This window comes from Paenibacillus sp. Soil522 (genome assembly GCF_001428245.1).
Taxonomy (GTDB): domain Bacteria; phylum Bacillota; class Bacilli; order Paenibacillales; family Paenibacillaceae; genus Pristimantibacillus.
Window position 1 is genome coordinate 43480 of sequence record NZ_LMRV01000002.1, and the last position, 12933, is coordinate 56412.

10 protein-coding genes are annotated in these 12933 nt (G+C 43.1%); all 10 read left to right on the forward strand.

The genetic code is table 11. The features are described 5' to 3' along the window. Positions 1-8 precede the first annotated feature (8 nt). The 10 genes from ASG81_RS02040 (at position 9) to ASG81_RS02085 (ending at position 12893) form a co-directional block, all read left to right on the forward strand. Entirely contained in the window at positions 9-1772 is a 1764-nt protein-coding gene (locus tag ASG81_RS02040; RefSeq protein WP_235548699.1) for an HSP90 family protein, read from the forward strand. Between the two features lie 76 nt (positions 1773-1848). Next, positions 1849-2835 carry a hypothetical protein gene (locus tag ASG81_RS02045; RefSeq protein WP_235548700.1) on the forward strand — a complete coding sequence of 329 codons (987 nt, stop codon included), beginning with the start codon at positions 1849-1851 and terminating at the stop codon, positions 2833-2835. Between the two features lie 184 nt (positions 2836-3019). Continuing rightward, complete coding sequence (locus ASG81_RS02050; RefSeq protein ID WP_056628457.1) at positions 3020-3877, forward strand: class II fructose-bisphosphate aldolase; 858 nt, start codon at positions 3020-3022, stop codon at positions 3875-3877. Positions 3878-4451: 574 nt separating this feature from the next. After that, positions 4452-5693, forward strand: a complete 1242-nt coding sequence (locus ASG81_RS02055) for a GMC oxidoreductase (RefSeq protein ID WP_327205140.1) — start codon at positions 4452-4454, stop codon at positions 5691-5693. A gap of 50 nt (positions 5694-5743) precedes the next feature. Beyond that, complete coding sequence (locus tag ASG81_RS02060) at positions 5744-6706, forward strand: sugar phosphate isomerase/epimerase family protein (RefSeq protein WP_056628463.1); 963 nt, start codon at positions 5744-5746, stop codon at positions 6704-6706. Between the two features lie 84 nt (positions 6707-6790). Continuing rightward, positions 6791-7783: a LacI family DNA-binding transcriptional regulator gene (locus ASG81_RS02065; RefSeq protein ID WP_056628466.1), complete on the forward strand. Its 993-nt coding sequence runs from the start codon at positions 6791-6793 to the stop codon at positions 7781-7783. A gap of 420 nt (positions 7784-8203) precedes the next feature. Next, complete coding sequence (locus tag ASG81_RS02070) at positions 8204-9535, forward strand: ABC transporter substrate-binding protein (RefSeq protein ID WP_056628469.1); 1332 nt, start codon at positions 8204-8206, stop codon at positions 9533-9535. 85 nt (positions 9536-9620) lie between these two features. Next, positions 9621-10505, forward strand: coding sequence for a carbohydrate ABC transporter permease (locus tag ASG81_RS02075; RefSeq protein ID WP_056628471.1), 885 nt, complete (start codon positions 9621-9623; stop codon positions 10503-10505). Beyond that, complete coding sequence (locus tag ASG81_RS02080) at positions 10505-11341, forward strand: carbohydrate ABC transporter permease (protein ID WP_056628475.1); 837 nt, start codon at positions 10505-10507, stop codon at positions 11339-11341. Before ASG81_RS02075 ends, ASG81_RS02080 begins: the two co-directional genes overlap by 1 nt. 46 nt (positions 11342-11387) lie before the next feature. Further along, entirely contained in the window at positions 11388-12893 is a 1506-nt protein-coding gene (locus tag ASG81_RS02085; protein WP_056628477.1) for a glycoside hydrolase family 32 protein, read from the forward strand. Positions 12894-12933 lie beyond the last annotated feature (40 nt).

Consider the following 12933-nt stretch of genomic DNA (forward strand, 5'->3'; position numbering starts at 1 on the left):
ACAATGACATGAATTTTCAAGTGAATTTGCAAGGGATAATCGATCTGCTATCGAATCATTTATATTCTGATCCAGGCGTCTTTATAAGAGAGCTGCTTCAGAACGGAGCAGATGCAATTACTGCTAGAAAGCAACTGGGCCATTGTTTTGACGATAAGGTTAAGGTCGAGTTATTTTCTAACCATACATTATCCTTTCAGGACAATGGGTGCGGATTAACGCAATCTGAAATCGAACAGTTCCTCGCTAGAATCGGAAGCACGACCAAGAAGGACAACATGGATTCGTCAGATGACTTTATCGGTCAATTCGGTGTTGGACTTTTATCCTGTTTCGTGGTTAGCGATGAGATCGTATTGATTACCCGCTCTGCTCTGGAAGGTGATTCATTGGAGTGGCGGGGAAAGCCGGATGGCACCTATCATATTAAAAAATTAAAAAAACAAGTTGCAATCGGAACGACCGTATATATTAAAGCGAAACCAGAGTACGAAGAATATTTCGAGTTTTATCGGGTGCAGGAGCTGCTTGAAAAATACGGAGAGTTTCTGGCTGCTCCCATTTATCTTGCTGAAGAGAAATACGAACGGAGGATTAACGAATCGTTACCCCCGTGGCGAATGGACAAACAAGCCGCATTGGAGTTTTTAGAGCGATCGACCTATAACAAACCGATGGATATCATTCATCTACATTCTGCTATAGGCGGAATAGAAGGGATTGCTTATATTCTTCCATACTCCGTTAGCTTGCAAGAAGAGAAGAAGCATAAAGTTTATTTGAAAAATATGCTGCTCTCCGACAAAATGAATAACATTTTGCCCCAGTGGGCATTTTTCGTTAATGGAATAATCAACACGGAGAACTTGAAGCCAACCGCATCACGTGAATCTTTTCAAGAAAATGATTTGTTCTTCTCGGTTAGAGATGAATTAGGAGAAGGCATCAAACAACATCTGGTTGCATTAGCAGAGCAGAATCCGGAGTTGTTCAAACGGGTCATTCTTGTTCACTATGCCTCAATTAAAGCAATGGCTGTTGAAGATGACGATCTGTACGAATTATTTATTCCTCATCTGAGGTTCGAGACTTCCTTTGGTGAAATGGATATGACGGCTATTGTGAAAAGTCATTCTTCGGTAATGTTGACTTCAACGATAGACGAATTCAGGCAAATAGCTAGAGTGGCTAAATCTCAAAATGTAATGGTCATTAATGGAGGTTATGTCCACGACTTTGAACTTGTTCGCAAGATTACTAGCGTGATGGAGCATATTAATCTCACTATTTTAGATATTCTTGAGTTCTCTAATCGGTTCGAACAATTGGATCAAGAGGAGCAGCAAGAAGTTCAGCCGTTCCTGGATCTATCTGATAGGCTGCTTCAAAATTTTCAGTGCCGATGCTTAGTACGATGGTTTGAGCCCGCAGATCTTCCCGTGCTCTATAATACGAATCAGGAAGTAAACTTCTTTAAGCTGGCGGAAGAAAGCGAAGAGGAATCGAATCCGCTATTCGCTAATATTGTGCATGTGATAAGAACGGAGTTATATGAGGAATCGTTCGCACGGCTTTGTTATAACTATAACAATCCGATCGTTCGGAAGGCCATCGCCTCGGATGATCCCAAGCTTCAAAAGGTTTGTATCGAATTGTTCTATACGCAAGCGCTGCTGATGGGCAACCATACCATGAGCTCCGAAGAATTAAAGCTGATGAACGAATCTTTATTGCATTTCATGAACATGGGTTTAGCCCAGGCGGGTGAGTAAGCGAATGAAAAACCGTTATGACGGCTTAAAGAGCGAGACGTGGAGAATGCCAAATGGAAAACAGAAGCTAGCCTTAATGGAAGAAGCCATTCGTATCGCTGATAAGTATCTGACAGAAGAAGATGCATACGACGCCAGAATGGATTATTCCTCGGCTTCACTAGAATGCGGTTGCCCGGAGAGAATATTTATATCATTCTCTTGGTGCTTATCCAAATTTGAGAAACAGCCTAGCGAGTATTCCAGCTTTATGATTATGTGGCATTATAAGTGGGTATTAAACCAGATTTGGCGCTTGCCGCAATTTAGTTTGGAGCAGATTGAATCCGTTTTTGATGATTTTAGAGAGAAGTGCTTAAAGTACGACTATTCCTTAAGGGCTTATTATCAGCAAAAAGTAAACCTCATGCTGTCGCAAGGGAAAACGCAGGAAGCGGCTCTTTATTATCAGAAATGGAGGGCTGCGCCGAGAGATCAATTATCCGACTGCAAAGCCTGTGAGCAGAATTTGTTCGGCAAATATTATTTTACGATTAATCATAACAAAAAAGGGATGCAGGCCGTTAAACCCATATTAGAAGGTAAAATAAAATGCCGTACCGTTCCACAAAATACGTACAGTCATATTATTAGTCCTCTGCTGAAATTAGGCGAATATGATCGGGCAATCAGTACAGCGAATAAAGCATTCCGCTCGATGCAGGGGGTAGAATATCTACAGGAATATGGTGTGTTTATGGAATTTTTCACGGTAACGGATATGAAGAAGGCTGTAAAACTATATGAACGAACGATTCGATTAGGATTAGAGAGTAAAATGCCGTGGGATAGATTTCAATATTTACTTTCCGTTCGTCTATTTCTTCAGCAATGGAGCAAGGCAAAGCGGAGGAAAAAACTTTTGGAATCCGAAACAGTCACATTGGAATGGTTGGAAAAAGAAATCAATTCTATAGCTGCAGCCTTTAATACAAGGAATGAAAATGATTATTTAAATAGATATATTGCAGATAAAGAAGCGAACATTCAACGTTTAGTTTCCGCTTATCATGATGCACAATAGGTAGTCTTATCACGAAATTTGTGATAACATGTAGACTGACGAGTAGAACGTGAACGAGGAAAACCCATTCCGTTCGTGCCAGTACAACTGCAGCTTTTGAACACTATTTTTAAACTGCAGCTGAATTGGGTATGATTGAAAGGTCGAGTCATTAAATTGCTATTATTTTGAAGGAGGATTTAACATGGCATTAGTTTCAATGAAAGAAATGTTGAACAAAGCATTAAAAGAAGGTTACGCTGTTGGTCAATACAACATCAATAACCTGGAGTGGACGCAAGCAATCCTGGGCGCTGCTCAAGAAGAGCAATCACCTGTTATTCTTGGCGTTTCTGAAGGTGCTGCCCGTTACATGGGAGGCTTTACGGTTGTAACTTCCATCGTAAAATCCCTTATTGAAGAAATGAAAATCACGGTTCCGGTTGCTATTCACTTAGACCACGGTTCCAGCTTTGAAAAATGTAAAGCAGCGATTGAAGCTGGTTTTACTTCCGTTATGATAGATGCATCGCACTCGCCATTCGAAGAAAACGTAAAAACAACTCAAGAAGTTGTTGCATACGCGCATGAGCGCGGCGTTTCCGTTGAAGCTGAACTCGGAACAGTTGGCGGACAAGAGGATGATGTAATCGCTGACGGCGTTATCTATGCAGATCCTAAAGAATGTAAAGAGCTTGTTGAACGTACAGGAATCGACTGCCTTGCTCCTGCACTAGGCTCTGTACATGGTCCTTACAAAGGCGAACCAAACCTGGGCTTCAAAGAAATGGAAGAAATTTGCCAAACAATCAAGCTTCCATTGGTATTGCACGGTGGTACAGGCATCCCAACTGCTGATATTAAGAAATCAATCTCGCTGGGAACTGCAAAAATCAACGTAAACACAGAAAACCAAATCGCTTTTACAAAAATCGCTCGTGAAATCTTGACTTCTGATTCAGAAGTATACGATCCGCGTAAATTTTTGGCACCAGGCCGTGATGCGATTAAACAAACGGTTCAAGGCAAAATGCGTGAGTTTGGTTCTTCGAACAAAGCTTAATAAACAAAAAAACGAAAATGGTTGGGCCGGCTGCAAATTGCATCCGGACCAACCATTTTTTTTATTTATGCAGTACGCTGGTGCTATAAAAGTGACTCATGTACATATATTTAGTGATTGCATCTAATCTGAAGAGTTCAATTAGTAAGGATGTGTAAGCATGAGGATCTACGTCTCTAAAGAGGGAGATACTTTAAGCGGGATTTCAAAAAAATATGGTTTTGAACTAAATGACCTGCTCACTTTAAATCCTCATATTCCAAGTCCCGAAATAAATATCCCCGGCATCAATGTTAATTTTCCTCCTTTTAAAAGGCCAATCGCGGATCAGATCTCTGTTCCAGTATGTCCCTTCGATCCTTCATCAGAAGAAATGCTCGAACATTGGATTCCGCTTACGTCTTTGGAGCAGATGGCTGAAACGGACTATGATGTGATTATTGTCGGAACTGGAGCAGGGGGAGGAGCCGTCCTCCGAAGGTTATGTGAGCGGTGGAGAAATAACGGGAAACGAATCGGCATCATTGAAAGAGGAAGCCTCCTGCTGCCTACGCATGTACGGAATATTCCAACGATGAATAATGCGCGTTTTGGTCCCTATTTTCGAGGGGTATCCAAATGGATTGGTAAATCGCTTCCTGAATTTCCAGGTGCAAGAGAGCTGTTTGCATTAGGGGGAAGAACTTTATTTTGGGGAATGTCCGCCCCCCGGATGGATGTTTCTGAAATGACGGGATGGCCGGTAACGGAGAAAGAAATGGATTTTTACTACAAAATCGCCGAACAGGTTATGGACGTTTCAAACGGGTATACGAAGGGATCATCCTTTCAAGAGAACATATTAAACAGACTTCGGTATAATGGATTTCCTGAAGCTGCAGATGTTCCTACGCCTGCTGATCTTGTACCAACCAATTATGGACAAATTCATTCGGACGTATTTTGGAGCTCCATCTCTGCGCTCGCTTACGGCTTGAATCGAAAGTCCTTTGATTTAGCTGTAAATGCCCGTGCTGTCGAAGTGCTTGTCGAAAAAGGAAAAACGGCCGGTATTAAAGTGATGTCGCTCGATAAAAAACCATACTTTCTAAAAGCAAAGACCGTTGTTTTGTCGGGAAACACGTTTGAAACCCCTCGTCTTTTACTTCACTCAGGCATACAAGGAAGAGCGATCGGCCATTATTTAACGAATCATTCTTTTCTCTTATCTACAGTGAAAGTGAGCCGCAAGCAATTTCCAGAGGTTTTAGGACCAATGAGTGTGATGATTCCGCAAACACAAAGCCGTCCTTATCAAATTCAAATGGGTGGCCCGGAGGGATACCTTTGGTATCAACGTTATGAACAAGAGCCTTTGCAGGATGAGCTGTCTATTGGCATCAGTGCCTTCGGAAAGGTTGAATCGCGGTTTGAAAACCAGGTTTACCTGGATCCCTATAAACGGGATGAGTACGGTGTACCGGAAATACAAGTTCAGTTTTCCTATAGTGAAAAAGACAAAGCAATTATTAATCAGATGGCATCTGCGTTAACTCAGGTTGTTTCAGCCATGGGAGCTTCTTTTCATACTACAGATAGTCACCCCCCCATATGCCTCATGCCTCCTGGGAGCGACTACCATGAGTCAGTTACCTGCCGGATGGGTGACGATCCCTCTACTTCAGCAACGAACCGGTATGGTCAAATCCATGGTGTATCCGGTCTTTATGCAGCCGATAACAGCATCTTACCTTCGATTGGAGCAGCTAATCCAACACTTACAACTGTCGCCTTATCTGTAAGAGTAGCAGATTATATTAGTAATCAATTGAAATGAAAAGTAGAGTCTGATCATAAGTGTGATTAAGAAACGTGGAGGTTATTCTTATGAGGCTTGGGGTGTTTGTATCGGGCGTATTCTATAGTCTGCCTTTCGATGAGATGCTTGATTTTGTCCGGTCCAAAGGAGTCGAGGCATTGGAATTTGGAACGGGGAATTATCCCGGAGATGTCTTTGTCAAGCCTGCTCAGTTCCTCGCGGATGAGCGAGAGCGCAACACCTTCCTCGAAGCCGTTGAGTCGAGAGGTATGTATATTAGCGCGTTTAGCGCTCACGGCAATCCGCTTCATCCTAATAAAAGCATCGCCCACCAGCATCATTACACATTAACCCTAACGATAGATTTGGCGCAAAAAATGGGGGTACCCGTCGTGAATTGTTTTTCCGGTAATCCGGGTGCCCCTGACAGCACGTTATATCCAAACTTTTCCTATGTATATTGGCCGCCGGAATACCCGGAGATTCTTGAATGGCAGTGGGAACAAAAAGTGATCCCTTATTGGAGGGAGATGGGAAAATACGCAGCGAGCCGAGGGGTGAAAATTGGAATAGAAATGCATGAAGGTTTTACCGTACATGCTCCGGCAGATGTTTTAAGACTCCGCCAAGCTGTAGGTGAGGTAATCGGATGCAGCTTTGATGCAAGCCATCAGTGGACGCAGTTAATCAATCCGGTGGGAGCAATAAAAATTCTCGGATTTGCCGGAGCGATCTATCATGTATCAACCAAGGATATGATTTTTTCCGAGGATAACCTCAATTTATATGGACTTCTCGATCCCAAGCCCCAGGAACAGCCACAATACCGTTCGTGGTACTACCGGACCATCGGATACGGCCACGACTTAAAAACCTGGTCCGACATTATAAGCGCCCTCCAATTGGTCGGATATAACGGTGGTTTTCACATAGAACAACATGATCCGCTGATTGACGGATTGGAGGGTTTCACCAAAGCGGCGAGGAACTTGCGGAGACTGATTATCCGCGGCCCTATGAAACCACGCTAATTAAATCGGCAGTAGTTTTTTTTTCTGATTTGAGATAAAATGAAACTGGTTTCACAATTTAAGTTTTATTGGAGTGACTAACAAGTGGCGAACATCTCGGATGTAGTACGATTATCGGGCGTGTCGAAATCGACCGTTTCCCGCGTAATAAATAATTATCCCCATATTTCAAATGAAAAAAAAGAATTGGTGTTGAAAGCCATGGAAGAGCTTAATTACACACCGAACCTTTCAGCTAGAAGGCTGAGAGGGCAAGCGACGACAACCATCGGCATTATTGTGCCGAGAATTGTTAACCCGTTTTTCTCGTATTTGGTCGATGCGATCGAAAAGGCCGGCTATCAGCAAGGTTACCAAACCTTATTTTGCCAAAGCAATGAGGATAAAGAGAAAGAATTAACGTTTTTAAACCTGTTGAAAACGAAACAAGCGGATGGCATTATTATGACGTCCATTGAGAATGACTGGGAGGTCATTAAGCCGTATACTGAGCATGGGCCTATTGTGTTTTGCAATGAATATGTCAGTGAAGCCAATGTTTCCATGATTCGTTTGGATCAATATCAAGGGGCATATATGGGGGTAAAGCATTTAATTGAAAGAGGCCACCGGAAAATAGCCTACTGTACCGGGGGATTGTTTACCGAATTCGGGAAAGATAAAGACCGTAATCGGGGTTATCAAAGAGCGCTGGAAGAGGCGGGAATAACGGTAAACCCGAGCTGGGTTTTGGTCAATCAGCACACGATAGAAGACGGAAAACGCGTCATGAAGCAGATTCTTGAGATGAATGACCGTCCGACGGCTGTCTTTACGGGAAGCGATGAGATTGCCGGAGGCCTAATGATAGCTGCAAAGGAGCATGGTATTTCGATTCCCGGCGATTTGGCCATTATCGGCTTTGATGATCAGCCTGTTGCCGAAATGCTGGATCCCGGCCTAACGACCATTCGCCAGCCTGTTGACCAAATAGGCAAAAAGGCGATGGAAGTGCTGGTTGAGCATCTAAATAATCCCGATTTGGTTCCGGCCACTTATGAACTTCCGGTTGAATTGATCATTCGAAAATCGACGTAATTGTAGGGTATATTATACTGCCATGAATAATTGGAAGCGGATTTGCGATAATAAGCAGATCACGCTTTTTTTATATGTTTGTGATAACAGATGACTACTTTTCTGCTTTAAAAGTTTGAAACCGATCCCAACATATATTTTTCAATATCGTTGTGTTCTTTTCACAAGAACCTACTGTAAATATTAAGTTATTGGGGTATTTGGTGAAAAATTCATGGAGTCAAAATAATAATTATGTTGAAACCGGTCTCAAACTATGATAAATTACAATTATGATTTATGAGTGAGGTGCAATATTGCTGTTTGTGTCAGGAAGAATGATTTTTTTTGGTTCTGATTGAAACCGGTCTCAAGTTTTTGGTGTTAAGGCCTTAACTGGTCTTTTCATAAATAAAACACAAAAAAATGGAGGGGTTTTATTTGAAAAAAACGTTTGCTTTAATTCTAGCCGTCGTGCTTGCTATCGGAATGACAGCTTGCGGCCAATCATCTTCAGACACTGCCAACACGACAAACTCTGCAGCCCAGTCAGAATCAAACAGCGGGGGAGCGGGTTCCAATCAAGAAAAAGTTACGATTATTATAACCAATGGCAAAGGTGAAATCGCTTCCCAAAATGAACAAGCGGCTAAAGATTTTATGGCGGCGAACCCGAACATTATTGTTGAGGCCTACACAGGAGCGGTTGGAGATTCAGTCAATATTTTCGATAAGCTTACTGCGTCCGGAAATACCGTAACCATAGCCATGATGGAGCCGGGGGCGGCGCTCGATAAATACAAAGACTGGGGTATCGATCTTTCAAAGGAAAAATGGAACGAAGAAACGAAAGACGGATTTAAAAACCCTAAAGGTGAAATTGTCGGTTTCCCGTTTTCAATCGAAGGTTTTGGTCTCGTATATAACAAAAAAGTTGTCGAGAAAGCGGTTGGCGGTTCTTTCGATCCATTTTCCATTAATACACGCGACAAATTAAAACAATTGCTTGATAAAATTCAAGCTTCAGGAGCGAAATACCCTGTAGCTTACCAAACGGAGCATTGGTCTGTAAGCAACCACTTCAGCACACAATTTTTGAACCAAGCTGATGATCCGAATACGGTTGTAACACAATTGAAAGAGGGTAAATTCGATTTAGCCGGCAATGCGGTATGGAATGGTTACTACGATACGATGGACTTGTTAGTATCCGAGAAATACAACAAATATGGCGAGCGTCCTCTGGGAAAATATTATGATGATGCGCATTTGTCAGTAGGTAAAGGCGAATCTGCTATTTTATTCAACGGAAACTGGGCATTCGATTCGCTCAAGGCAGTTGCAGGCGACTCTTTTGGATTCATTCCTCTTCCTGTCGACAACAACCCTGACAATCCGTTGAACAACAAAATTGTTGCCGGTCCTACAAATATCTACATGATAAACAAAGATGCGACTCCAGCTCAGCAAGAGGCAGCCAAAAAATATTTGAACTGGCTTGTATACGACGAAGCAGGCCAAGATTTCTTAGTGAATAAAGCTCAAGTCATCTCTGCATTCAAGAACAATCCATACCGAGTTACGAACCCGCTCGGTGTAGCGATTGCAGATGCGGTCGAGCAAGGTAAAACGATACCGTTCAGCACAAACTATGCGAATGCCGGCGACTGGGGCAGCATAATTGCACCGGATGTTCAAAAGTATATTGTCAAAAAGGAATCCCGTGCAGATCTTGCCAAGGCTATTGAAACCTACTACAAAAATAAAAAATAAGTTTGATTAATCTAAATGATCAAATGGGTGAGGATTAAGTTCATCCATTTGATCGTTAAAATCGTTTTAGGATGTGATGAAGCTTATGTTAAAAGAAAAAAGTTTAATCAAACGAATAGGAAACCAGTTGTTTTTCACAGGCCCCACCATGATTGTGTTTATGATTGCCTTGTTGGTTCCATTCGCATACGGATTTTATCTTACTCTGATGAACATGACATCTCCGGTGAGTCCTTTGGAATTTTCCGGAATCGAAAATTATATAACGGCTTTTAAAGATTCGCAGTTTTGGGACTCGCTGTGGTTAACGGTAAAGTACGTTGGAGCAACTATTGTATTGGTAAATGTGATTGGGTTTGTTATGGCTTATTTAGTTACTTCCGGCATTAAAAGTCAAAACTTTTTTAGAACCGCCCTCTTTACGCCAAACCTTATCGGGGGATTGGTGCTCGGTTACATTTGGCAGTTTGTTTTTGTTCAATCGCTGCCGGCAATTGGGGAAAAACTAGGAATCGAGCTGCTGCGCCTAGGCTGGCTCGGCGATGAGCATTTGGCTTTTTGGGCGCTTGTCATTGTAACGATCTGGCAATCCGCCGGATATATGATGATCATTTTTATTGCAGGACTAATTAGTGTTCCGAAAGATGTCATTGAAGCTTCAACCATTGATGGCGCCAACTTATGGCAGCGGTTAATTAAAATGACACTGCCGCTTATGATCCCTTCGTTCGTCGTTACCGTATTTTTGACCTTGAAAAGCGCCTTTATGGTTTACGATATAAACTTCTCGTTGACGGAAGGCGGTCCTTTCAACAGCACGATGATGGTCTCCATGCACGTCGTGCAAAAAGCATTTTTGGAAACTAACTACGGCGTCGGACAAGCGGAAGCGATCATCCTGTTTGTCATAGTTGCCGCTGTAACCGGAGTGCAGGTTTATTTCAGCAAGAAAATGGAGGTGCAGTCCTAATGGCTATTCAAAGCCGTTTATCCCTAATCATGACCTATTTGCTGCTGATCGTAGCGTTAGTGTCCTTTACTTTCCCGTTTTTCCTCCTCATTGTGAACTCATTTAAGAGTAACGGAGAAATACTTGAGGATCCTTTTTCCTTGCCTAAAAGCTTGAATATCAGCCATTTCGGGGATGTCATCGAGAAAATGAATTTCTTGGTTACGTTTAAAAACACCTTCCTCATTACCGCAGTGAGCGTCATTTTTATACTGCTTTTCTCGGCAATGGCGGCTCATTTCTTTGTAAGAAATACAACCAAATTCAATAATACTTTTTTCTCCGTTATGGTTGCATCCATGATCATTCCGTTTCAATCGATCATGATTCCGCTTATTTATATTTACGGGGCAAAATTGAATTTAATTGAAACGGTGCCGGTCATATTATTGATCGTTTTGTACGTCGGATTTGGCAGCGCATTTTCGGTATTCATTTATCACGGGTTTATCAAATCGATTCCCTATGAATTGGAGGAAGCCTCTTTAATAGACGGATGTACCCGCAGACAGACCTTCTTTAAAATTGTTCTGCCTATGCTCGCACCGACATCGATGACGATCGCCATTTTGAACGTGCTGTGGATATGGAACGATTATCTGCTGCCGTCGCTGATCTTAAGCGAAGAAAAAAATTATACGATGCCGATCAAAATGAAAGTTTTCAACGGAACGTACATGAATAACTGGGAATTGCTAATACCGGCAATCCTGATGACCATCCTGCCTATTCTCATTACGTACTTGATCGGTCAAAGGTTTATCATCAAAGGCGTTAGTCAGGGGGCAATTAAATAATAAACGAGCTCGCCTTACTATTACATTACTGGTTGGAGGGGAAGAAATGAATCAGCATCAGGCACTCGCCGATAAAGCTACCCGTTCGGTTATGGAAGCAGGCAAGCAAATAACCGATGATTATTGGCGTCTGCGTTACCATGTTGCACCGCCCGCTCATTGGATGAACGATCCTAACGGATTTTGTTACTTTAATGGGGAATATCATCTTTTTTATCAGCATCATCCTTATTCGTCCATCTGGGATGACATGCATTGGGGTCATGCGAAAAGCGCAGACCTCGTTCATTGGACCGATTTGCCGGTTGCTTTGGCTCCATCGGAAGCGTATGACCGGGACGGTTGTTTCTCCGGCAGCGCGATTGAAAAGGACGGAAGGCTGTATTTGATGTATACCGGAAACATATGGACAGGCAGTAACCGGGATACCGATTTGGAGCAGGCGCAGTGCTTGGCCTCCAGCCCCGATGGCATCCATTTTGATAAATGTATAGAGAACCCGGTCATTCGGAAAGCACCGGAAGGGAATATTCATCCGCATCATTTCCGCGATCCGAAGATATGGAAGAAAGACGATTACTATTACTGCATTCTTGGTTCCCGGACGCAGGAGCATGTCGGCCAAATTCTTCTTTACCGTTCGGAAAGCCTGCTGGACTGGGAATTTATCGGCATAGCTGCAAAGGGCGGCGGTAAAGAAACCGACGGGTTTATGTGGGAATGTCCAGATCTTTTCCTGCTGGAGGGGCAGGATGTGCTCGTCATGTCGCCGCAGGGCATGAAACCGGAAGGGGACAAATATCACAATTTGCACCAAGCCGGCTATATGCTCGGAAAGCTCGATTATGTTACTGGAAAGTTCGAGCACGGACCTTTTGAAATGTTAGATTACGGGTTTGATTTCTATGCCCCGCAGACGATGGAAGACGGGCAAGGCAGACGCATCCTGATCGGTTGGATGGCGATGTGGGAAAGCCGGATGCCTGAGCAAGCAAGGCAGTGGGCTGGAGCCATGACACTGCCGCGTCAGCTGTTTCTGGAAAACGGCAGTATCCGCTGCAGGCCGATTCCGGAGCTGGCGAAGCTTCGAGGCGGCATGACGGCATACGTCAATGTAGATGTTACGGGCGAATTTCATTTGGTCGGTCTATCCGGCGATTGCTATGAAATGGAAATGCTGATTGATTTGTCAGAGGCTGTCCATGCGGGAATCAAATTGAGAGTTAATGAAGCGATGAATGAGCAGACGGTTTTGCTCTTTAACCGGGAAGAGAATACAGTGACGCTTGATCGAAACTGCTCCGGGAAAGGACCGGGCGGCATTCGGAAAGCGCCTATTGACTTGTCCAATAATACCTTGCACCTTCGTCTATTCATGGATCGGTCTTCTGTAGAGGTGTTTATACAAGACGGAGAAAAAGTAATGACGGCGAGAATCTATCCGGATGAAAAGTCGACGGGGATTTCTTTTTTTGCCGATGGCTCTATGAAACTAGTCCGTCTATTCAAATGGGAGTTGAACAAAAGCGTAGGATTGCTAGAGGCGGACTGAATGGTTGGCAGCAATAGAAAGAGGATAGGAAACTATACAG